Origin of the sequence: Colwellia asteriadis, from assembly GCF_039523295.1 — a bacterium.
Lineage (GTDB): Bacteria > Pseudomonadota > Gammaproteobacteria > Enterobacterales > Alteromonadaceae > Colwellia > Colwellia asteriadis.
Genome location: NZ_BAAAFA010000008.1, coordinates 40,157 through 65,698 on the forward strand (window position 1 = coordinate 40,157; position 25,542 = coordinate 65,698).

At 40.4% G+C, this 25,542-nt stretch carries 9 protein-coding genes; 2 read left to right on the plus strand and 7 right to left on the minus strand.

What is annotated here, in order from left to right; all coding sequences use genetic code 11:
- The first annotated feature begins 43 nt into the window (after positions 1-43).
- Entirely contained in the window at positions 44-1,090 is a 1,047-nt protein-coding gene (locus ABD005_RS12065; protein WP_343817699.1) for a 3-deoxy-7-phosphoheptulonate synthase, read from the plus strand.
- 98 nt (positions 1,091-1,188) lie between these two features.
- On the opposite strand, the gene ABD005_RS12070 is transcribed toward ABD005_RS12065, so the two are convergent.
- From ABD005_RS12070 to ABD005_RS12100, 7 genes are all read right to left on the minus strand, one after another.
- The gene (locus ABD005_RS12070) at positions 1,189-1,674 is read right to left on the minus strand and encodes a low molecular weight protein-tyrosine-phosphatase (protein WP_343817701.1); all 486 of its coding nucleotides are present in this window, start codon (positions 1,672-1,674) and stop codon (positions 1,189-1,191) included.
- Between the two features lie 296 nt (positions 1,675-1,970).
- The gene (locus tag ABD005_RS12075) at positions 1,971-4,043 is read right to left on the minus strand and encodes a sensor domain-containing protein (protein ID WP_215979458.1); all 2,073 of its coding nucleotides are present in this window, start codon (positions 4,041-4,043) and stop codon (positions 1,971-1,973) included.
- Between the two features lie 230 nt (positions 4,044-4,273).
- Positions 4,274-5,881 (minus strand): PfaD family polyunsaturated fatty acid/polyketide biosynthesis protein, encoded by a 1,608-nt coding sequence (locus ABD005_RS12080; protein ID WP_343817703.1) that lies wholly within the window; start codon positions 5,879-5,881, stop codon positions 4,274-4,276.
- A 236-nt stretch (positions 5,882-6,117) separates the two neighbouring features.
- Positions 6,118-12,147, minus strand: coding sequence for a hotdog fold thioesterase (locus ABD005_RS12085; protein ID WP_343817705.1), 6,030 nt, complete (start codon positions 12,145-12,147; stop codon positions 6,118-6,120).
- A 61-nt stretch (positions 12,148-12,208) separates the two neighbouring features.
- A complete protein-coding gene (locus ABD005_RS12090) occupies positions 12,209-14,947 on the minus strand; it encodes a PfaB family protein (RefSeq protein WP_343817707.1) in 2,739 nt (912 codons plus the stop codon).
- Positions 14,947-23,409, minus strand: coding sequence for an SDR family NAD(P)-dependent oxidoreductase (locus ABD005_RS12095; protein WP_343817709.1), 8,463 nt, complete (start codon positions 23,407-23,409; stop codon positions 14,947-14,949). The genes ABD005_RS12090 and ABD005_RS12095 overlap by 1 nt, the downstream gene beginning before the upstream one ends.
- Before the next feature lie 12 nt (positions 23,410-23,421).
- Complete coding sequence (locus ABD005_RS12100; RefSeq protein WP_343817711.1) at positions 23,422-24,345, minus strand: helix-turn-helix domain-containing protein; 924 nt, start codon at positions 24,343-24,345, stop codon at positions 23,422-23,424.
- A gap of 330 nt (positions 24,346-24,675) precedes the next feature.
- Between ABD005_RS12100 and ABD005_RS12105 the strand changes: the two genes are divergently transcribed.
- Entirely contained in the window at positions 24,676-25,533 is an 858-nt protein-coding gene (locus ABD005_RS12105) for a 4'-phosphopantetheinyl transferase family protein (RefSeq protein ID WP_343817713.1), read from the plus strand.
- The last annotated feature ends 9 nt before the right edge of the window (positions 25,534-25,542 follow it).

The window sequence follows — 25,542 nt, forward strand, 5'->3', positions numbered from 1 at the left end:
TTTTAGCGTATATAAACGCACCAATTTAAAAAATTTAAACTACATGACCATTAAAACTGATGAATTACGTACTACGCTAATTGAAAATTTAGCCTCGCCTGCTGAGCTTGCTGAGCAAATTCCATTAAGTGCAGCCACTGCTGACTTTATTATGCAAAGCCGTAAAGAAATTGAAGCGGTGATCAGCGGTGAAGACAAGCGCTTATTGGTTGTTATTGGCCCTTGTTCAATTCACGACACCGCGGCAGCAATTGACTACGCTAAAAAGTTAACCGTATTACGTGACAAATACAAAAACGAATTATTGATTGTTATGCGCGTCTACTTTGAAAAGCCACGCACAACAGTTGGTTGGAAAGGGTTAATTAGTGATCCTGATTTAGATAAATCATTTCATGTTGCTAAGGGCTTAAAGTTAGCACGTAATTTATTGGTTGAAATAAATGAGCTAGGCTTACCTGCTGGTACTGAATTTTTAGACATGGTTACCGGTCAATATATTTCTGATTTGATCAGTTGGGGCGCTATTGGTGCTCGAACGACTGAAAGCCAAGTTCATCGTGAATTAGCCTCAGCGTTATCTTGTCCTGTTGGCTTTAAAAACGGTACTGACGGTAACGTTAAAATAGCACTCGATGCTATTCAAGCGGCAAGCGTACCGCATGTATTGTATTCTCCTGATAAAAGCGGTCAAATGTGTATTTATCAAACTCATGGTAATCCATACTCGCATGTTATTTTACGTGGCGGTAAAGTGCCTAATTACCATGCTGAAGATATTAAAGATACCTGCACTAAGCTTGAACAAGCCTCGTTGTCGCAAAGTATTATGATTGATTGTAGCCACGGTAATAGCTACAAAGATCACAACAAACAAATTGATGTTGCTCGCTCTTTAGCTGAGCAAATCACTCATGGTGAAAAGAGCATTTTTGGCGTTATGATTGAAAGCTTTATAGTGCCAGGAAATCAAGCTGTAAAAGCAGATACACCGCTAACTTATGGACAAAGCATTACCGATGCCTGTGTTGATTTAACCGTTAGTGAAGAAATTCTTGAGCTACTCGCTAATGCAGTAAAAACACGCTAACACCTATTTTATCGCCCAAAAATTCATTAAAAAAGGAAGTCATGGCTTCCTTTTTTAATGCTAATAATTTTTAAGCTAGCAACCCTAAACAACTTCAACTAGTCGCTAATTTTTGCGAGTACGGCATCACTACCGGCCTCAACTAAATCAAGTACATAATCAAAGCCTTTTGCTCCACCGTAATAAGGATCTGGCACTTGCATTTCTTCTAACTCAGTCGCAAAAGCGAGTAACAAATGAATTTTATGGTGAAACGCTACGGGTGATAATTTATAAAGCTCGGCCAAGTTGCTCTCATCCATTGCTAATACTAAATCAAAATCAACAAAGTCTTGCACAACCACTTTACGAGCTTTAATGCCATCAAATGAGTAACCACGAGCAGCACCTGCTTTAATAGAACGATGATCAGGTTTTTCTCGCGCATGTGCACCAACGGTTCCTGCAGAGTCTATTTTAAGAGATATGCCACGTTCCATGGCCTTATGACGTAATACTGCCTCGGCACTTGGCGAGCGACAAATATTGCCCATACACACCAGTAAAATAGACTTGATGCCTTTAAATTCATTATTATCAATCACCTAAACAATCCTTGCTTAACAATAGGTCAGAACCTGTAAATAACCATTTTTCAATATATTACATTTGAATCTTGATGAGACTTTGAAAAGTTTTTGAAAAATTAAGAGCTGGTATCATTACAAATAAACAGCATAAATTAAACTGTTTAATAACATTTTAAAGGATTATTCTCTTGGTAAAAGTATAAGCGTGACTTAAATAGCTGTAGTGTGACTTCAATTGTGAAACATAAGTAGCGAGGAAAACTCATTAAATTTAGCGAAGCAGTTCGGAAAAATAGCCGCTAGCCAGAAATTTAATCCACAAGAAAACTCAGTAAACCTTTGGCTGGGAGTGGCTTGCTAAAGTAATAACCCTGTACCAAATTGCAATTTAATTTATCGAGTAAACTAAGCTGTTCAGCGGTTTCAACTCCTTCAGCAACAACCATTAACCCTAAGCTATGTGCCATTGCAATAATGGTATTAACTAACTCGCAGTCTTCTTTACTTGCAGGAATGCCATTAATAAAAGACCGATCTATTTTCAGGACATCAAAAGCATATTGTCTTAAATAGCTTAATGATGAATAGCCCGTACCAAAATCATCCATAGATAGCTTTATACCCATGTTGCTAATTTCAATTAAGGCATCATGAATATGAGATTGGCCACTCATTAATACGCCTTCGGTTATTTCTAACTCTAAATATTCGGCGCTAACACCCGCTATGCTGAGTGATTTTTTAATAAAGCTAAGCAATTCAGCATCTCTGAATTGACGAGGAGATAAATTTACCGCCATCGTCAGCTTTTTATGATGGATATGTTGCAGCTCATACAAAAAGCTTAGTGCTTGTTGTAATACAAACCGCCCAATAGGAATAATTAATCCAGTGTGCTCGGCAATTGGAATAAACTCATCGGGTGTAACATTACCTAGCTCAATATTATGCCAACGTAATAGTGCTTCAACGCCAATAATTTTTTGGCTTTTAACATCAAATTGCGGTTGGTAATATAATTCAAGTTCGTTACGCTCTAAAGCACCATGCATTTGCTCTTCAATTTTAAAGCGGCGCAACATTTTGGCATTCATTTCTTTAGAGAAAAAAGAGTAGGTATTTCGCCCTAACCTTTTAGCTTGGTACATAGCACTATCAGCATTACGCAGTAAATCTGCTGCGTTACTGCCATTTTCAGGGAACGTTGCTACACCAATACTTAAGGTCATCATTAGCTCACGGTTATCAATAACAAAGGGGGTTCTAAAGTTAGTGAGTAAATTTTCAGTAATTGATAAAACATCACTCTGCTCAGTGGTAGCACGTAGTAATATAATAAATTCGTCGCCCCCTAAGCGCCCTACAGTATCTCCCTCTCCTAAGCATTCGGTTAACCTACTTGCGGATTGTACTAGCACTTTATCGCCAGTTTCATGGCCTAACGAGTCATTTATTTTTTTAAAATCATCTAAATTAAGAAACAATACTGCTATTTTTTCCTGATTACGCTCAGCTTCGCTTAACATTTGTGATAAACGATCAAGTGCTAAAAAGCGATTAGGTAAGCCAGTTAACTTATCAAAATAGGCTTGGTTTCTAATTATTTCTGCTGATTTGTATTGTTCACTAATATCTCGAATAATAGCGACAATTTGATGGGATTCAGGTAAGTAACTAACTCTTGCTTCAAAGTAGACTATGCCATGTGACATATTAAGCTCATATTCAAAGCTTATCATGCCCTCTTGGTTGATTATTTTATCAATATGACTTTGAAATTTATTAACAACGGCACTGGGTAATAGCTCAACTAAGCGTTTACCAATAAATTGCTCGGGTGCAAAGTATAGGTTTTTTTGATCAGAGCCATGATAATCAATAATTGTTCCATCAACTTCCATTAAAAAGAACAAATCGGGTATTGCTTCAATAATGGTTTTCACCATTCTTTCTTTTAACTGTGCTTGAGATTGTGCCTGTTTAACATCAGCTAAGTTAACATCAAGACAGTACATTTGTTTTTTATTATATTGATTAGTAAAGAGAACATGACTTGAAAACACATTAATGTCTTGCCCATACTTATCTTGTAATGTAATTTCTGCCGCGGGAATTTCAACGCCCTTGGTTATCCACTCACGATGTGCTGCAATAACAAATTCGCACATAGCTTCAGGAATAATTAACTCTTCTATTTTTTTACCTAAGGCTTCAGCTTTGCTATATCCGTACAGTAATTCACTGCCAACATTCCAATAAATAACCCGACGATCTTCATCGTACCCTTGTACTGAAACAACATTCACCGCGTCAAACAATTGATGAAGTGAATCATTAATAACATACTGTTGTGTCAGTGCATTGTTAACGCTGTGTGATTTCATGCTTTACTGAGCCCTCTCATTCCTTTATTTTATAATAGACCTCAACACTAAATTAGCCACCTAAATGTAAAAATGAATAACATAATATAAACAATGTTATAGGATGTTATTCATTAATTTTATCGGAGTTTACGGTAAATTAACCTGCTCGTAGCTTCAAAATGTTTATCTCGCGGCTATTTTTCTAACTTCTTCGTTAACAATATCTCTTAAATCGAGTTCAGGTTAAATTAGTTGTCTACTCGGTAACTTGCTAAGTCTGTCGTTAAACTAACCCCTTGCAATTTAAGTTGATTTATACGCTGTAAGTAAGCCGCCCCTTTAAGCATATGTAAAGCAACATCAACCGCACCTCGGCGTGTGTAATCTTCTAAATAAGTGCCTTTTACCCAACTATTAAATGCCCCTAAACTAGGACCTGCCCAAATTTGGTAATCCATTTCTCTGCCTTTTTCTCCAATATTAGACCAGCGAGAACTTAAGCCTAAATACCACCTGAAAATTAAGGCCATTTTACGTTTAGGGCTACTTTGTGCACGGGCAAGCATTTCAGGATCGCGCTCTGTAAAAAAGGCCTCGGTACCAGCCCAAACTTCATCTAGGTTTGCTCTAAATATTTGCTTCTCTATTTTTTCACGCTCAGCACTAGGAATATCTTCAATTGAGTCGTGGGCAACATAAAGCTCATAGAGTTTTTTCGCGCGCATCGCAAACATAGAACCCCGTTTAACCACTTGCAATTTAACTCCCATTTCAAACATATCCGCTGCAGGAGCCATAGTAACATCAGCCATTTCAACACTGGCTAATAACTTACGCGTATATTCAGAAGCGCCAGCTTCAACGCACGCTTGATTAACTGAACCAAGTACAATATAGGCAGCGCCCATATTAAAGGCGGCAAGTGCCGCTTCAGGCGTACCAATACCGCCACCTGCGCCAACACGTAGTGCTGGAGAAAAGTTATAATTGGCTTGCACCTCATCACGTAGTGCAATAATGGTTGGTAGTAAGGTTAAAAACGGGCGGTTGTCGGTGTGTCCGCCTGAATCCGCTTCTGCGGTAATGTCGTCAGCCATAGGTACACGTAGCGCAAGCTTTGCTTGTAGTGGTGTTATTTTTCCTTGGGCCAGTAATTTATCGAGTAGCTTTTGTGGTGCTGGCTCCATAAAGCGACGACCTACTTCTGTGCGTGAAACTTTCGCAATAACCTTATGGGCAATATTAACACTGCCATCACTATTCTCACTTAAACCCGCAACACGATACCAAACAATATGCTCGGTTAGTCCTAAGTAAGCTGACGCTTCTACCGTTTTAACGCCTAATTTAATAAAACGCTCAACAGCACCGCGCTCTAAAGCTTCTTCTGCTGGCGCATGAATTAAATTAACCGCATATGGGCCATTAGGTAATTCGGCTTGAATGCGTTTAATAGCATCTTCTACTGCATCAGGTACTAAACCAGCGGCACCAAAAGAACATAAAAGCCCTGCTTTACCTAACGCGACCACCAATTCAACAGAGGCAATACCATTAGCCATAGCGCCGCCATGATAAGCGTATTTCACCCCATGCTGCGCTTTAAAGTCAGCATCCCCTAAATTTTCAGGATTAAGCTGCTGTGCAAATGCCAGTACCTCAGTACTAGTAGACGTTTCACTCGCGTTTTTGTTTTGCGTTACGGCAAATTCATTACCCTTTTTGGCAATATACACGGGCATATCAACATTTAATAATGCGGCTTTAATTGCGCTATCGTCAGTGCTCAATACTTCGCTATCAACATGCCATGCCCAATCAGTGGTATTGCGTTGTGTAAATCCTATGTTTGACATTCTCATTCCTATACTTAAATTTTTCATTTTCGTTGCGACGTAATGGCTCGCTCAAAACTAGATCAATACTAGCTCGCTGCTTTAGTTTGCCGGTTTTGTGAGTTTGACTCCGCTTTACCGCACCACCATTGTGCTCGACATCGTTTTAAATGATGCTTAACTTTTCGTTTGATATTTTTTTTCACGCTATTTAACTTATCTTTATAAATACTTTGATAAGCGCTAAGAGTGCTTTCTTAAGCTTCAACTAACGCCAACACTATGTCTTTTACTTCATAAATACGTAAACCGTCTTTAGACAAGTTAGCATCTCCAACTAAACGCACTTCTGTTGCGGTTTTTACAATGTCGGTAATATGCACATCTAACGTCATTTGCTTATTTAGTGGCGTAATTTGCCCACGATACTTCCATTTAACCTGTGTTGTTGGTGCAATAAAGCGTGGATTAGTAAACTGTGCGCCTAAGTCGTTTTTCAATGCGTAGGTTTGCATCAGCTCAATAATAGCTTCAACGCCTAAAGAGCCAGGCATGACTGGGTCTTGATGAAAATGATAACGGAAGAACCAGTCGGTGGCGTCAATAGCGCGTTGGCCATGCACATAAGCTATCTCGGCTTTACCGCCACCTTCCACGATAGATACAGTGTCAATAAAGTTCATTTGACCACCAGCTAATTTATAATGTGGCTTAGCCTCTGGCGCTTGATATAAGCTTAATGATTTATTGCTAAGATCAAAAATTTCAATATTGCTCGCAGGGGTTTGATGATCAACAAACCAAGGGTGAGTTACTTTACCGTTATCAATACCTAATTGGTTAGATAATGCATCTGCGCCAAAATAACCAAATACGGCTGTACCTTGATAAAACAGCTCGTGTGCATCAATGTCTTGTGCCACTGTTGTTTCATTTTTCACGTAAAGTTCAAAAGTGAAACTTTGTACTATCATACCGCCAGCCATGGTTGTACTTAATAGCACTGATTTATTGACGATAGTTTTGTTACGTAAATCTACCTGCTTAACTAAATCGCCACTGCCATCAAGATTACGGAAAAATAAATCTTTTTCAGGGTACTTTAAGGTAGTGCCCATGTAGCCAGAAATAAAACCGTTAGGTTGCAGTGCAATCTCCATAATCAATGAATATGGCATCCAGTTGTTATGGCTATTTTTGCTAAAGTACCAAGCATCTGCTGGAACAAAGTATTCTGCAATACAGTTTGCTGGGTTTTTAAGATCTAAGCGCTCACCAATAACTTCAACAACTTGCGTAACCACTTGTAAGTCACCACAAGGCGTACGCGGTGGAATGCGATGTTGATAAACATCAAAATCAGGGCCAAAACAGTTAGAAATATTGCCGGTGGCAAATTCAAACATATGCCACGGGGTAAAAGGTGCAGTATTAGGCACACGGTTTTGCCCTGCAACGAACGGCGCTTCAAAATGCTGAATGGGTGTTACGCCTTTATTTTTAGGTGCAAGGTGATCAGACATTACTTTCATTAATGGACGCTGTGCATTTTTAAATGGCACTATGCCACGTTCATCAACGCCTTGTTTATCACTATTACTTTCAGCAAATTCACTAACCCTTGTATCGGTTGTATCGATAGCCGTTTGCGAATTAACGAGCACCGTATTATCAGGTAATGTTACAGGATAAGGCGACTCATCAGTTTGCTCGGTGATCATCACTGACAAGTTTTTAAAATCAACTACCGCTTTGCCATCAAGAATAATTTCAATATTGGCTTTTAAGTACGGATAAGGCTCCATGCCCATTTCAGTTACTTCCATACGGTAAGTTAAAGTATTGTACTGCGGAATAACCTGACCACGACAACGCACCGTTTGTGACTCTCCAGGCATAGGCTGGAAACGTGCGTTATTAACATTGGCATGCATGCCCAATTTTAGCATAAAGAACATTGCCATTTGCCCACAGCCTTCGCTCATCAATGAACCAGCCATGACTTGATCACCTTTAAAGTGACACGGAAAATACCAGTGCTCTGGGTCGAGATCTTTTTGTCCTTCAAGTAAACCTAAGCCCCAATGTCCACCATGAGCATCAATTTTGGTAATACGCTCAATCATTAAAAATTTCTTTGATGAAAATTTCAATGACGGATTGCGCCCTTGTTGGTTATATTCTTCACCAAAACAGCCTGCAACATCGCCATCAACTAGCTTCATCATATCGTTATAATCGAAGTGTTGTTTCGCCTGTTTGGCTGAATCTTTATTAGTGATTAATGGCGTAAAGCGACTTTTAACCGCATTAGCAAGTTGTGCTTTATCTTTATCATTTAAAATAACCCCTTTACCGTCAGCTAATTCTTCATCCGTGAAAAAACCAGCACAACCATTACGCATGATCAGTACTTTTTTATCGCCAACGTAGCAATCGTAGTGAAAGAAAAATAACAGCTGTTCACCATTTTTGGCGTACGAGTCAATATGAATTTCATAACGCAGGGTTTCTCCGCCAAAGGCCATTTCTTCTAAAAAGGTTAGTTCGCAATCAAGTAAACGATAAACTCGTTCACCTTTCGCCTGAAAATCAATGCCAATATAAGAGATTAATAACAAATCACACTGACCTGATTCAACCGAAACTGACCAAGGAATTTGACCATCAATTAAAAAAGGCGCATCGACCGGAATGTCATACTCAGTGCACATGTAAGACTTTTTATACTCATGTACTCTGGCATCTAATTCGGTAACGCGTGACACTAATAAGTAGTCTGTGGTAGGTAATCTAACGCGGCGTGAGTAGTTATCGATAATGGCATATTCTTCACCAAACACTTTTGCAATATCACCTTCGGCAAACTCTACTAAATCGGCGGTATCCCAAATAAGATGATCGGGTTGATTAAAGCGCTCTTGTAATTGCAAAGGTGGATAGTGATAACCAGCAGGCCCTTTAATGGCAAACCCTAAACCTTGAGATTCACTGTCCAATTTCATCGCTGGACTTTCTTGTATATGTGCATTGTCGCCAGAGTTTATAACATCAACACCTTGAGACACATCGGCCTGTAAGCTAATTAACTGGGCAATATGCTGTTGCGCTAATTGACGGCTAGTTAAAAACGACTGATGAGTTGCCGTTGCTTGGGCAATGGTTTTGCTGACGGTTGTCTCAACATTGTGTGTATTATTTGCCACGACTTGATGCTTACTTTGATCATTGGCATGAGAGTTATCTTGACTATTATTTTTCACAGGTACTCCAATAACAGTCGCGATATTTGCGGCGCTGTTTGTTGATAAGTTTGCTAATACTGGCTTTGAAGTGCTTTTCGCAACGCTTTTAAGTAAACGCTGCGGCACTAAATTAGCTAACGCAATAGGCGCGCTAATGCCGTGCTTCGCATTAACATGGCTATATGCCTGTTTAATTTCGGCTATATGCTCGTTATGACTTTGTTGATGTATTAATTGACGAATACTATCGCCGCCCAAGGTAATTGTTTTAATGAGCTCTGGACGCTTTTTCGTTATTTGACTTGGCGCACTTTGGTGCTGATCTCCACTTGACGATAAAATTAAATGTGCACAACTTTCATCTTTACCTAAACCATTAATCGCAATATAAGTTTTATTATTTTTATTGGACTGAGCATTTAATCGCAACGCAGATTTAATAATACTGGCCATGCCTGATGCATTAAAAGTGTGCCCGATAGTATTTTTTACCGAGCTAATTTTTTGCTGCTGACTCACTGACGGGTAAATACTTGGTAAAGCGTGTTGTTCGGCAATATCTTCATCAATAAAACCACTGCCATGCGCTTCTACTTCGCTCACTTGCTCAGCACTAATACCTGCGCTATTTAACGCTTTTTTCGCCGCAGTGTTAATAACATCAGCGCTGACTTTACCCTGATAATTAGCAAAGCAGTTACTGTCAATTTGTGCATAAACACTGTGCTCGCCCATGGCACTACAGCTAACTTTTGAGTGAGGAACAACAACTAAGGCACCTGCACCTTCACCAACTTTCCATTGATGGCTATCAGTATTGCCATCAGCGCTCAACGAAACCTCTGCGTAATGTTGACGTAAGGTAATATTTTCAACTGAGCCTGCTAAATCGACCGCAGCAATAATAACAGCTTCAACATCACTGGTTTGAAATAAGCTTTGCGCCAACTCAACACAACGGTACACCGAATTCTCTTCTGCTGAGAGCGTAATTGCTGGCCCTGAAAAATCCCATAACGCCGAGATACGCGACGCCATAATATTGCCAATAAAACTGGTGTATTGATTTAGCTGTGCAGCTGAAGCAACGCCATCTTTAGCAATATTAATTAAGGTATTACGTTGTTTGTCAGTTAACGTGACGCCTTGCTCAAGCAAGCTAGTTTCAATTTGAGTCGCCAAATTAACGCGACCGCGATATTGATGCAGCTCAAGCTCAATACCCATAGCAACTAAAACCGCAACATTGCTACCCTCTTTTAGGCCAGCATCTTTAGCAGCATTATCAGCCACTTTCATCATCATTAATTGCTGTGGAATTAAACAGTCTTGCTCGTTTGGCGGTACTTTAAAGCGTAAAAAATCAATATCAAACTGCTCCACATAGCCACCTTTGGGTGCATGTGCTAACCCTAATGCATTCATCACACTGCTATCTTGCTCAATGCCTTTCCAGCGCTTAACGGGTAGCTTTGTAAAGGTATTACCTTGATTGGAGAGTAACTGCAAAAAAGCACTTAAGTTTTCAGCATGGCCAAAATGGGCATCCATTCCGATGATAGCCAATGGCTCTTGAGCATTCACCTGGTTTTGAGTGCTGGCTGCATTATCAAGCGTATCACTCGGCTCTTGTAATACAATGTGTGCATTAGCGCCGCCAAAACCAAAAACACTAACGCCAGCAATACGTGGTTTAATTGCACTGGCAGCGCTATTGGCAACGGGCCAATTAACGGTTTGTGTTGGCATTTGCGCTGCCGTTAAATATTCCTGCTTAGAGCGAATAGGATCGGTTAAGTTAATGGTCGGCGGAATAATTTTTTCATTTAAGGCGCGGATCGCTTTAGTCATCCCCGGCATACCTGCGGCGGTAAGTAAGTGACCTAAATTTGATTTAACAGAGCCTAACAGCGGTTTGTTGTGATAACGACTAAAAAAGGTTTCCATCGAGCCAAGCTCAACTTTATCCCCTTTAGGGGTCCCCGTGGCATGGCACTCAATGTAGTCAACGTCGGCAGGGTTAACGTCTGCATTTTCATAAGCACGTTCGTAAACGAGTACTTGTCCCTTAGTATTCGGGCTTAACACAAACTCGCCTTTACCATCGTTAGATAACGCACCACCTTTAATGATGGCGTGAATTTTATCACCGTCTCGCACCGCATCATTATGACGTTTTAGCACCATCATACCAGCGCCTTCACCGGCAAAAAGCCCTTGTGAATTTTTATCAAATGGCGCGTGCACGTTGTTTTCAGGGTATGCTTGGAATATTGAAAATCCCATATTCACAAACATAGGATCGGCGCCCGACACTGCACCTGCGAGCATCATGTCAGCCTTACCAGTATGCAAATAATCACATGCCAGTTTTACCGAGTAACAACTGGATGCACAAGCAGCATCAAGTGCAAAATGTGCTCCGCCTAAACCAGCAGCTTTCGCAAGTAGCGCCGCAGGGTAACCAGCTACCAGTGCATTATCAGCATGTGGAGCCTGATTTAAACTCGCATTAACATTGGCAGTATCAGTTGAAAATGTTGATAACTGTAAATCTTGATTGATGATTTCTTTAAGACTATTTTCAACCACTTGATGGTATAAAGGGAGAAACAAATGGTTTGATGATTTAGTTGGAAACGATAAATTACCTAAAATCACCCCACAGTTTTCTAGTGCCGTTGAGCGCCAATATCCTGCATCACTAAGAGCTTGCTCAGCAACATATAATGCCCATTGATTTAAATCATCTAGTTGCGTTAAATACTCAGCAGTTAAACCATTACTTAACGCTTTGCCCTGTGCATCAGTTACAAAAGCTGTGGCATTAAAGTTAAAGTCTCGAATATAACCGCCATGCACACAATAAAACTTATCGGTGTCTCCTTTTTTACCGGTATATTTATCAGGATCAACGCCCATTTGAGCATGACTCGCTTTTGAGCGACAATCTTGCTTGTTAAGTAATTGTTGCCAAAATTCATCGGGCTGTGATGATCCGGGAAATAAATTTGCGATACCGACAACGGCAATGTTTTCCATGAATTCTCTCTTTAACATAGGTTAATTTTTATGTTTTAATCAATTAGTTATTTAATTACGTTCAATTGGGGTGTTGGTTTTTATGATTAATGATCATTGAACCATTAAAAACACTCTCAAGATCAACACTAACGCCATGGCTGAGTAATTTCGCTAATGCTCTAAAATAGGTGACTTCATCACGGGTTCCTTTGGCGTTAACAGGAACAGATAAATGCGGATGACTACCATGAGGTAAAATTTTATCGACCCAACTCGATAAAGATCGCCCTGGCCCCATTTCAATAAATACTCTACTGCCTTGTTCGTACAAGGTATTCACTAAGCGTGGAAAGTCGACCTGCTCACATAAACATTTGGCAATTGAGTTAGCAATGCTGCCACTAAATTGCGGTACTGGTAAATAACATGAGCTCGAGTACATTTTGGTGGCAATACGTGGATTAACCGCCATAGTATAGAGTTCAACCATGGCATCATATTCGGCTTTTGCTGGGGCACTATGAATAGCATTTGCCATGGTTAATGGCATGGCTCGAACCCCCAAATTTTTAATCACCCGTAAGCAATCTTGCGGAAAGCCGCCAACCAGTAAACTATCAGGAGTATTCACTATGGTGCAGTAAACTCGCTTTTCGCCGACACTCGCTTGCTCAAACTCAGCTAAAGTCGCTTTTATAGTGTATGTTTCCCATAACGGTTGCTGGGCTATTTCATCATTTGATAAATCCCAACATTCACGTAACGTTGATAATTCACCACAAAGTTTATGATTGAAAGTGCTTGATTGTGCTAAGCGCGCACTCATTAAACCAGGTTGCTGCCAACAGCCTAACGCGGCATACATACTAACTTCACCCATAGAATAGCCGGTAGCAAAATCAGCCTTGACCTTAAAAACGCGCTCAAATATTTGGGTGAATACACAAGCAAAACCAACACCAGCCTCAGCAATATCCGCTAAACTGCCACGTAATTGAATATCAAGCTGTTTTAATTCATTAAATGTTGGCCGAATAATCGTTCGAGGATTAAGTAATCTATCTTTTAAACTACTACTAATATCATCGGCTAGTGCAGCAACGCTTTGGTATATTTCAGGAAACAAGTGAAATAAATCACGTCCTAAACCGACATACGTTGCGCCAATGCCAGGGTAAATAAAGGCAATATTATTGCCTACCTGACTAGTATCACCTTTACGGTTATTTGCTCCCAAAGGCACGGTACTATTTACGCGGCTATGTTGAGTAGGCGACTGAATAACAGACTGAGTAACCGGCTGAGCGCTAAAATAACTTCCTTTAGGTGTTTTCCAATCAATACCGCTTTCAAAAGCATTTTCCATACCTAATTGCGCTAAGCTAAGCTCTTTTTGTAACTCAGGTATAGACTCACAAAGTAACGCTATCGTGAATACTTTATTTTGCTCTGCTGCGTTACATTGTAAAAAATACTGGTATTGCTGTTTAGCTAATAAAGTGAGTTCAGCGCTTGGTGAGAACGTTAACGAGGCCTTGGCTAAATTAGCCACTTGCGTTGTTACCTGCTGTAAATTTTGGATTAATACCTGTTGGCTCTCACCACAAACCAAAATTAATTTCATTGGGCTGCTGGCGATAAAACCGTTTTTTCTCACGTCGGCTAATGGGAACTTATCAGCGACGACACCAGCTGCAACATCGGTTTCGAGTGCAAGGCTATGTTCCGTTAAAATAAGATGACAATAACTGTGCTCGGTTAAACAACTGTATGCCGCACTATGGCAATCTCCATTAACATTAGGATACCAAGGGCGCGCCTCAGTTGCTAAATAAAAGCTAGATTGCTCAAACCATGGTAATTGCGTATCAAGTGGTGATTGCCAATCACTAATAGCGGGAATATAACGTTGTTGCAATGCAATAACGGTGCGGACTAAACCCAGCACTTGTGAAAAACCAGCCCCTTCCCCAACAATACTTCGCGCAGAAGTCATTGCAGTAGACAGTGCCGTAGATAATGCGTTTTGTTTATCACCACTACAATAAAGCTGACACAAGCCTTGTAACTCTGCATTTTTTAAATCTTGCTGAGCTAAAGCTGAGCTTTCAAGTAAGCCAATATTGCTTGTTGTTACCCCTGATTGCTGTAACGCTTGCTCAGCTATTTGATTAATATCATTTGCGGATACAGCCTTACTGATAAGGCTTTTAACACCATTTATCCAACTATAAATCGCGAACTTTTCCGTTATTGCTAATCTTTCACTACAAAGTAAAACTGCTGCTAAACCACTCGTTGTTTGATATCCGTTAAAGTGGCTATCGAAACTGACCGTATTAGTTGGGATTTTTTCGTTAATGGTTTGATTAACATTAAAATTAATACCAACTAAGGCCACTATTTTACCTTGCTCAATTAAGGTTGCACTTAAGGTTAATGCTTGAGCAAGTTCACTAACAACAGATATAGTGTTTGCCGTTGCTGATTTTTCGGTAAAACTGTTTAAATGCTGAGCTGTAATACATTCACCAACAGCCGTTTCACAAGCAGGGCTTTCACAAACAACAATGGTGACTAATTGCTCCTCAATATTAGCAACGTTATTTGTAGGGAAGTGACAAGGCGCAATCATACGGGCAACTGACTTTGCAACGCACTTAGCAAGATTATGCTCACCAAGATTAAAAGCGGTATGATTCTGCTCTGTGGTGTTTTCGACTTTCGCTAAATAAAGTGCTCGCGCCACTTGATCAATATTTTCATACTGACCAAAGTGGCTGTCGATGCCAATAATGGCGAGTCTGTTATCTATCATTACACTAGCTCAGCTTTGTCTTTTGCTGTTCCCTTTGCGCTCTCTTGTGCACTTTCTTGTACATTCTCTTTGAGACTTGAGCTAGCTTGTACCTTTGTTGTCACTTGGCTTTTACTTAACGTATTTTCAGGTAAAAATACGTTATTTAAAGTTGCACTTGCGGTAACTTTTGCTGATTTAACGTCAGCCAGTAATTGGTAATCTTCGCTGAACAATTGAATATCGGCCACCAAAGAGCCACGTTTACTAGTAGATTTACTGCCTGTGGCTTTAACAACATTAAGTAGTAAATAAAAACGCTCATTTAATGCCACTTGACGATAAACCGTCCACTGCTGCGTACTTGATGGCAAACTGCCTAAACCTAACTGCTGTTTTACCCAAACTAGCATCGCTTGATAAACCAAATCATTGGCAAAAATATTATGCACGTCACTGTCTTTATTTGCGCTTAATGGAAAATCACCTTGTTTAACCTGAGCTAATTCAGCAACCTGACAAGCAAGTAATAAGCTAGTGTCATCACAATGCAATATCGCATGAATGCCTTGTAAGCTTTCTCCGTGAAATAAAGTACCATTGTTATACAAGGCTTGTGCTTGGTCAGTTGCGTTAGTCGCTGCAACAGTTTGCTTAGCTGCATCACTATTAAATTCATCAACTAAAAAGCGCTGCTGATCAGTAAGCGTCATTTCAGTAATTGCTTGCTTTGCTTGGCTAACTGGCGCTAAGTGAATTTTTGCGCCGTAATGAAAAATCGTTTTTTCATTGCCATGCTCATCAATAACCTTGCTCGATATCGTGACCTCTACCTGTAAGTGGTTATTATTTTGCTCTTGAGCATTCATCTCAATAATAAAATCAACAGCCTGAGCAAGCGCAATTGTCGCCTCATCAAAGGTAACGCCTTTAAAAAGCTTATAATCACTACTGCCTTGGTAGTAATAACCTTGATAACTTGCCTGACAAGCTTCACTCATCCACGCTAAGGCACACACGGTGGGTAGTACTTGATCATTTCCTATGGTGTGATCGACTAAAAAAGCATTGTTAGTCACTTGTAGTGTTTTAATAACACGGTTTGATAAGCGACTAACTTGCGGCTTTTTTACCTGTGCACCTTGCTCGTTTTCAGTCGTTTTAGTGCTATCTTTAGAAAGGTCGTTACCAACTAAAATTTGCGGACAACGATTACTATTAGCGCCTAATTCACTCACTAATAGCTGCGCGCCAGCATCTAGTGGAATAATATAAACACCACGGTCATTAAACATGCGCTTTAACTCTGAGGTAACCATACCACCATCCCAAGGTCCCCAGTTAAAGCTTAATACTTGGCTTTGAGGGTGTAATGCTTTAAAACGGTACGCGGTTTTATTCAAAATTTCATTAGCAATGGCGTAGTCAGACTGTCCTGGATTTCCGTAAAAACCAGCAGCCGATGAAAACAGTACTAAATGTTTAAGCTGATGCTGATCAACACACGATAGTAGCGACAGTAAACCATCAATTTTAGTACGGTAAACACGATTAAATTCACTTAAGGTTTTTTGTTCAATAAACTTATCGGCTAAAACCCCTGCTCCGTGAATAATACCGCTAATGTCACCCAAGGTTTTTACTAGAGGCGCAACGGCATTATTAACGCTTTTGGCATTAGTTACATCAGCCGCAACATAATGTGCTTTGCCGCCAGCAGCAGTAATAGCATCAAGTGTTTGAGCAATTTCACGATTAGCTAATACCGCGCTAGTAAGCTGACTCACTTTCACTGGCGTTGGCTTTTCACCTTGAGCAATTAGCGCTTGCATCGCTGACTTTTTCAGCTCAGCTTCATCGTTAACCCCTTGCGCCCAGGTTGCTTCGCTCGTTTCATAAGCAGATCGCCCAAGTAAAATAAAGCTCGCTTGATATTGCTTAGCTAATTCAATGACACAATGCGCAGTAACACCTTTGGCGCCACCACTCACTAAAAAAACGGCGTTGTTATCAATACGATTACCCGCTTCAAGATTATAGCTATTAGTGGTTTGTGCCACTAATGTCACGCGATTAATACTGGTTGATAATGTGCTGTTATAGCCTACTTCAATCAACGAGGTATCTGCATCTAAAAACTCATCGTAAATATAACTTGCTGCTTTCGCTGCACTAACTTTTGTTGATGAGGCACTTACTAGAGGTAAATCAATAAGACGACAGAAAACCGTTGGCCATTCATGGGACAAGGTTTTTACTAAACCATTTAACCCCGCTTGTACTAAATCACTTTGTTCATGAGCTTTAAAGTCATCATTTGAAAAACCTAAGTTTCCTCCTTGATGTGTTACCACAACAAAACTAGCACGGGTTGTAGTCGCTCCCTTTACATGACAAAGCTTCGCCAAAACAAAAGCAAGCATTAAGCCCTGTTTTGCACTTTGCGGGTATTCAATTGCGGTAATTTCGGTATTAGCATGCAGATAAAATACCGCGTCAATATTACCTTGCGCTGTTTGTATGTTTTCCAGAGCTTGTTTAACGCCCGTCTCATCAATTTCTACGTTGTCGTCTGAAGCATTAACAAGTTCAACAACATTGACTTGGTTGTTAAAAGGTTTGTTTGTTTGTGATTTTATCCACGCTGGTTGCAGCACATTCACCTTAAAACCGTCTGCGATTAATTGCTCACTTAGTGGTATCGCTACGCCACTACCATCATCAACAATTAAAGCGTTACCACCAACGGCGGGAACAATTTTAGTCACTGAAGGAAGTGATTTTATCGCCACTATGGCACTTGGCGCCTGTTCAATAGCACTTAATGACTTATTACCTGTAGGTGGCGTCGGCTCTGTCGGCGGCGGATTATTATTGGTAACGCGTGACTGTATATAACTAACAATTTCACCTAGAGTACGAAGCTGCGCTAAGTCTTCTGGATTTAACTCAGGTAAGTCGGTAATTTCATCTTGTACCGCCCCTAAAATTTCCACACGTTTGATAGAGTCGATGCCTAAATCCGCTTCCATATCCATCGCTAACTCTAGCATTTCAGTAGGATAACCAGTCTTATCTGCAACAACCGTCATCATCACCGATTGAATATGATCTAAGTCTATTGCGGGTGTTGAGTTAGCTGTTAATGATGAGGTACTAGCTATTGGGGTACTATCTATTGAAGTGTTGGCTATTGAGGTACTGTCAGGCGCAGCAACACTCACTTTTGATTGCATGTAGCTAACAATTTCACCTAGAGTACGAAGCTGCGCTAAGTCTTCTGGGTTTAACTCAGGTAAGTCAGTAATTTCATCTTGTACTGCCCCTAAAATTTCCACACGCTTGATAGAGTCAATACCTAAATCCGCTTCCATATCCATCGCTAACTCTAGCATTTCAGTAGGATAACCAGTCTTATCTGCAACAACAGTCATCATCACCGCTTGAATATGATCTAAGTCTATTGCGGGTGTTGAGTTAGCTGTTAATGATGAGGTACTAGCTATTGGGGTACTATCTATTGAAGTGTTGGCTATTGAGGTACTGTCAGGCGCAGCAACACTCACTTTTGATTGCATGTAGCTAACAATTTCACCTAGAGTACGAAGCTGCGCTAAGTCTTCTGGGTTAAGCTCAGGTAAGTTAGTAATTTCATCTTGTACCGCCCCTAAAATTTCAACACGCTTGATAGAGTCGATACCTAAATCCGCTTCCATATCCATACCTAGCTCTAGCATTTCAGTAGGATAACCAGTCTTATCTGCAACAACAGTCATCATCACCGCTTGAATATGATCTAAGTCTATTGCTGGTGCCAAGTTAGCTGCTAATGTTGAGGTACTAGCTATTGGGGTACTATCTATTGAAGTATTGGCTATTGAGGTACTGACTATTGAGGTACTGACTATTGAGGTACTGGCAGGCGCAGCAACGGATACTTTTGATTGCATGTAACTAACAATTTCACCTAAAGTACGCAGCTGTGCTAAGTCTTCTGGGTTAAGCTCAGGTAAATCGGTAATTTCATCTTGCACTGCCCCTAAAATTTCCACACGTTTAATTGAATCAATACCTAAATCCGCTTCCATATCCATGCCTAGTTCTAGCATTTCAGTGGGATAACCAGTCTTATCTGCAACAACCGTCATCATTACTGATTGAATATGATCTAAGTCGATTGCGGGTGCCAAGTTGGCTGTTGATGTTGCGGTACTAGCTATTGGGGTACTGGCAGGCGCTACAACGGATACTTTTGATTGCATGTAACTAACAATTTCACCTAAGGTGCGCAGCTGTGCTAAGTCTTCTGGGTTAAGCTCAGGTAAGTCAGTAATTTCATCTTGTACCGCCCCTAAAATTTCAACACGTTTAATTGAATCAATACCTAAATCCGCTTCCATATCCATCGCTAACTCTAGCATTTCAGTGGGATAACCGGTTTTATCTGCAACAACAGTCATCATTACTGATTGAATATGATCTAGGTTAAGAGTAGTAGTAACGCTATGCGTAGCTTCTGCTGATGTTTCGACTAAATGCAAAGTAGTGCTTTGCGGCTGCGCTGCAACACTCACTTTTGATTGCATATAATCAACAATTTCACCTAAAGTACGTAATTGCGCTAAGTCTTCTGGGTTAAGCTCAGGCAAGTCGTTAATTTCATCTTGTACTGCCCCTAAAATTTCCACACGTTTAATTGAATCAATACCTAAATCGGCTTCCATATCCATGCCTAACTCTAGCATTTCAGTGGGGTAACCGGTTTTATCTGCAACAACCGTTAACATCACGTTGTTAATCAACTCAAGATCAAGTGAAGGCTCAACAACAGTTTGTGGCGCTAATGCTGCTGCAACTTGAGTTTGAGTATTAGCTGGCGCGCTAACACTTGTTGACATAGTAGCTACCGCATTAACGGCTGAAACACTGGCAGCTACACTTTTCGGCGCTATATTTTGAGGGGCTATACTTTCAGGCGCTATGCTTGCAGGTACAGTCTTTTGCGATATTGCCGATGTATTTGAGCTTGCAGAGGCATTATTTAACAGTAATGCCATTGTATCGTTTTGACTATTTAGGTATTGCTCATGCACACGTAGCGTTTCAGATTGAAATTGATGATACATACCTAAAGTACGATCTAAACTTTCAGGTAATTGACTCTCACCTTCAGATTGCGCTACTGCGCTAAGTACTTTATCAACTGTTTGTGCGTATTCTTTTGGTCCTTGCATGTATTGCTCATGCACTGACAATAACTGTTGTTGATGTTCAACAAACTGAGCAACACTGCGCTCAATACTTACCGCTAAGTCTGTAGCGTCAACAGCTTTATTTACACTGTGGCTATTAGCTGAGTGAGTGTTAGTTGACTGTTTATCAATCTGACTTTCATCAATAATATTGCCGTTCACATCAACGTATACAATTTTTTCAACCACTTTTTCTACGATTTTTTCGACTTCTTTGGTTACTACTTTTTCAACAGGCTTTTCAATCGGTGTTGCTATCGCTTGCTTAATCGTTCGTCCATCAGATAGCGCGTCGCTAAATTGCTTTTTCGTTTTTTCACTCACATAAGATGCGCCATTAAGCTTCATTGCCAACGCTGACATTTTAGGCGGGGTTAATGGGCGTTTAACCGCTGAATACGGGTCAATTTCATTTAACGACAGACCTAAAACGCATAGCTGTACTGCTGCTTGGCGTAATTGTAAATCGGCTGACTTTTTGGCATTGCCATTAACCGCAATAGCCACCACATCGTCTTTATCGCTGAGAATATTTTCAACTAATTTAGTCAACACATTTTTAGGACCAAATTCAATAAATATTCGACCACCTGCATCATAGAGGTTATCTATTTCTTTATTAAAATGTACTGACTCTAAAATATGATTTTTAAGAGCCTTTTTGATATCAGCGGCCTTATTTGAATGCGCTTTACCCGTGCCATTTGCAAATACAGGCATAGTTGGCTTGTTGAATTTAGCGCTATCTATTGCCTTGGCAAAAGGTTTTTGAGCATGACCGACTAACGGTGTGTGAAATGCAGCAGAAACCGGTAATGGCACCACTTTATAACCTTTATCTTTTAATGCCGCTGAGGCTAACGCGATTTGCGCACTAACGCCGGCAACAACCACTTGATTATTTGAGTTGTAGTTAGCGATAGATACATCAGCAATATCTTTAATGTCATTAGCAACTGCATCAGGATTACCCACAACGGCAACCATAGTGCCGGCATCAAAATCTTTGGCGCTATCACCAACAGGCGCAGCCATTGCTTGTCCACGACTACGTGCTAACATCATATAATCTTTATCGTTAACAACCCCAGCAGCCCACAAGGCAGTTAATTCACCAAAGCTATGCCCTGCAGTAAAATCTGCCTTAAAGCCAGCATTAGTAAACGTTTTATATAATCCTACACTGAAGCAGCCAATGGCAGGTTGTGCATATTGTGTTAAACGTAATGCCTCCTCTTGTGCTTTACGAGCATCATTCGTAAACGCAGGAATCGGGTAAGTTACCGGTGATAATTGGCTTAATTGTGCCGCGGTGAATTCATTATCCATATCGCTAGCCGCTTGCATCACACTTGGGAAATTACACGCCAGCTCACGACCCATATTTACATATTGCGAGCCTTGCCCAGAAAATAGCGCGACAACTTTATCATTGGCAGTAATTGCCGATTTTCGGTAATAAATACCATGCGGTAATGACCATTGCTCAATACCCGCTTGCTTATCGAGCTGTGTTAACGCTGCTGAAATCATCGCTAAAGCTTCTGTAGCGTTTTTAGCAGTAAAACCACAACGAGCATGATCGTTTGCTGGTGGTGTTAGCGTATTTTGCGTCACTAACGCATTAAACACATATGGCTGTTCATCCACGTTAACGGTTAGTTTTTCTTGCCATTGGCGTAAATGATCTTTAAGCGAGCTTTCATCATTGCCAACCATAACAATAGTTTGTGCAACATTAGTTAAACGATACTGGCCTTGTGCTGTTGGCTGATATTCTTCTAATACCATATGGTAATTAGTACCACCAAAACCAAACGAACTAATACCAGCACGGCGCGGTAAACCATCGGCTCTAGGCATCCATGGACGAGTTTCACTGTTTAAATACAGTGGGCTGTTTTCAATATCAAGTGCAGGATTAGGTTGATCAATATGTAATGTTGGCGGCAACACTTTATGATGCAGCGCTAATACTGCTTTAATCATACCAGCAGCACCAGCGGCTGCTTTAGTGTGACCAATTTGCGATTTAACCGAGCCTAAAGCAATATGCTGCTTGCCGTCGTTATTTTGAGAAAAATGCTTCATCAAACCACTAAATTCAGCGGCATCACCTGCTTTAGTGCCTGTGCCATGAGCTTCAATTAAACCACAACTTTTCGGCTCAAAACCTGCGTCTTCATAGGCACGCTTTAACGCTTTTGCTTGTCCGTCAGGACGCGGCGCATAAATTGATTTAAAACGACCATCAGATGAAGTACCAATACCTTTTAGTACCGCATAAATTTTATCGCCATCACGCTCAGCATCCTCTAAGCGCTTAAACGCCATCATGCCAATACCTTCACCTATCATCATACCTTTTGAGTCAACATCAAACGGACGAATATCATTATTTGTGGTAAAGGCTGGTGTTTTCGAAAATGACATATACATAAATGGCGAGTTATCACAACAAACGCCACCTGAAATCATCACTTCTGAGCGATATTCTAATAAGTCTGAAATAGCTAACTTAATTGCCGCTAATGAGCCAGCACAAGCAGCATCAACCACACAGTTAGTGCCACCAAAATCAAAGCGGTTAGCAATACGCCCTGCGATAACATTGCCTAACATGCCTGGAAATGAGTTTTCTTCCCAGCTAATATAGGCTTTTTGGAATTTTTCGATGATCATCGCGCGATCGTCACTATCAACCCCTGAGGCTTTTAATACTTTTTCAAGTACTGGCCCTTGTAATCGAGAAGTTAATGGCGAGATTTGCTTTTGACCGCCGCCGACACCTAAGGTGATACCTACTTTATCGCGATCGTAACCAGAGCCGTCACCAATGCCGGCATCGTTCAATACTTCACGAGCCACCACTAAAGAAAGCAACTGTGCAATATCAGTTAACTCTAAAATGTTTGGTGGTAAACCAAACTCCATTGGGTCAAAGTCAATATCAGGTAAAAAACCACCACGTTTACAATAGGTTTTATCGGCAACTTTAGGGTCGCTATTATAGTAATCTTCAATGGTCCATCGATCACTTGGAACATCTTTAATCGCATCAACCGACTCAAAAATATTATCCCAGTATTCGTCTAAATTTTTCGCATCAGCAAACATTGATGCCATACCAACAACAGCGATGGGACACTCTTGAAGACGAGAGTTTAACTGTGCGTGTTGCTCGTCATTATGTTCTTGTGCGTTTTCGTGGGAAGTATTCTTGTTAGCCATTGGCTTCTCCGATTAAGACTTGCGTGCATTTTCGTTCTGCTTATGATGTTCAGTGCTAGCATCTTGCTTATCGGCACTGTCATTTAATAAACGAAAACGACTTAAAAATTCACTATAATTACCCGCCAAAATTCGACGAATATGAAATGGGGCTTTGGTGAGCACATAGCTCATGTAACGACTGGCGGCTTCAGACTCATTGCTATCATAAATATCGACGTAAACCCAACCAGATGCAGGATCATTAGCAATAAGTAAGCGACTTGGTTTTGTTTGATTGTTTTGGTTTGTCTGCTGAGTACGGTTTGTAGCTAACTTATCGCTAGAATGCGCTGTTAGCTGCTCAGTTGATTGCTCGCTTAATTTCTCAGTAATGTCACTGGTCTTATTGGAAAAATCGGGGAGCGGGGTTACTTTCACTTGTACTACCTGCTCAACACTGAGTTCACGTGAGCGATTTAAGACTTGATGCATTGCCTGAGGACTAATTTCAGCGAATAACTCTTGGTTTTCTTGCTTGTCTTCCAGCCTTACTTGAATCGGGCTTTTGTTATTATTATCCGCATCAACCATAGTCCCACATGCTTGCATGTCAGTGAGTTTTGACACGCCATGACGCTTCAAACAACGTTGCAAGCCAGCACGTGAAACATTGGCATTAATAAACTGTTTACATACCGCAAGTAATTCATCAAGTGATAGTAGTAGCCGTGTTCTCAGTTCAATCACCACGTACTCTTGAGCTTCAGTCAACGTAGTATTTAATTGTTTGGGGACGTGGGAGCCATCAGTAAACGATTCACGTTTACGCCACTTGCGAACGGTTGCTTCAGAAATTTTCAATAAACGTGCTAATACTGCCGTAGGTAAATCTGATTCATGAATAAATGCACGCATCTCGGGAGTTGTGGTTGCATTTGCATGTAACTTAGCCATTTAACATCCGTTTTGCGTCATCATAAATTCATAAAGGATGGCTAATATACACAGCTTTACAACCCAAAACAATCACCCGATACAGGCTGTAACAATTTTAACTTGTCTTATGAACGGCAACTGCTCGACCAGTTATTGACTTTTTTACTTAATTTTAAAGGCTTACCTGAGCGAAAATAAAAAACATAATAAAAATATTATGTTAGCTTAAAATAAAAAAATAATTTTGCTTTATAAAAAGTCTAAAAAATCACATATAGTAATCACCTTTATGTTAAAATTTTCTAACCATGTAAAAAGGCTTATTTGCCACTAACCTAACGATACTTTATGACAACCTCTACGCCAAATTTTACAACGCTTAAGTTATGCCAAGAAAAACTTGCTTTAGCGCCAAATGAAATACATTTATGGCTAACAGATCCTAACGACATAACAGCAAATGATGAGTCGCTACTCAGTCAATATCGTACCCTACTCAGTGAGCAAGAAACCATTAAACAACAGCGCTATAAGTTTGCTAAAGACCGACATGATGCTTTAATTACTCGTGCTTTTGTCCGTGATTTATTATCCTACTACGCTGATATTGCCCCTCAAGCATGGCGTTTTGAAAAAGGTGAAAAAGATAAACCTGAACTGGTTAATCCACCCTTAGCACTGCGCTTTAACATTAGTCACACTAAAGGGCTTATTGCTTGTGCGGTAACCTTGCATGACGATATTGGCTGTGATGTAGAAGATACTAGTCGTAGTAACGATGTATTAGCTATTGCTGAGCGATACTTTTCAAGCCAAGAAACCACAGAGCTTTTTGCCTTACCAAGTGAGCAGCAACGTAGTCGATTTTTTGATTATTGGACCTTAAAAGAATCCTATATTAAAGCGTGGGGTTTAGGGTTAGCAATTCCGTTAGCTGACTTTAGTTTTTTGATAACAGACCAAGAAAAATCAACAGTCAGCAACAACCATTTTCAGATTAAAGATAATATTCGGTTAAGCTTCGCTCCACATCGAGTCGATGAACCAAGCATATGGCGTAGCTGGATAATTTATCCGCAAGTTAACGAGCAGCATCGCATTGCCTTATCGTTAAGAAGCGCCAGTAATAAAAACAACCAAGATAGCCAAATTAATTTACGCTTTTTCAAAACCCAGCCTTTACAAGGTTATCAAGAGCTTAGTTAAAGCGAATTC

What these genes read in the sequence shown, in the direction of transcription:
- ABD005_RS12065 (WP_343817699.1), top strand. Translation starts at nt 44, where the DNA reads ATGACCATTAAAACTGATGAATTACGTACTACGCTAATTGAAAATTTA.
- ABD005_RS12075 (WP_215979458.1), bottom strand. Translation starts at nt 4,043, where the DNA reads ATGAAATCACACAGCGTTAACAATGCACTGACACAACAGTATGTTATT.
- ABD005_RS12080 (WP_343817703.1), bottom strand. Translation starts at nt 5,881, where the DNA reads ATGTCAAACATAGGATTTACACAACGCAATACCACTGATTGGGCATGG.
- ABD005_RS12085 (WP_343817705.1), bottom strand. Translation starts at nt 12,147, where the DNA reads ATGGAAAACATTGCCGTTGTCGGTATCGCAAATTTATTTCCCGGATCA.
- ABD005_RS12090 (WP_343817707.1), bottom strand. Translation starts at nt 14,947, where the DNA reads ATGATAGATAACAGACTCGCCATTATTGGCATCGACAGCCACTTTGGT.
- ABD005_RS12095 (WP_343817709.1), bottom strand. Translation starts at nt 23,409, where the DNA reads ATGGCTAACAAGAATACTTCCCACGAAAACGCACAAGAACATAATGAC.
- ABD005_RS12100 (WP_343817711.1), bottom strand. Translation starts at nt 24,345, where the DNA reads ATGGCTAAGTTACATGCAAATGCAACCACAACTCCCGAGATGCGTGCA.
- ABD005_RS12105 (WP_343817713.1), top strand. Translation starts at nt 24,676, where the DNA reads ATGACAACCTCTACGCCAAATTTTACAACGCTTAAGTTATGCCAAGAA.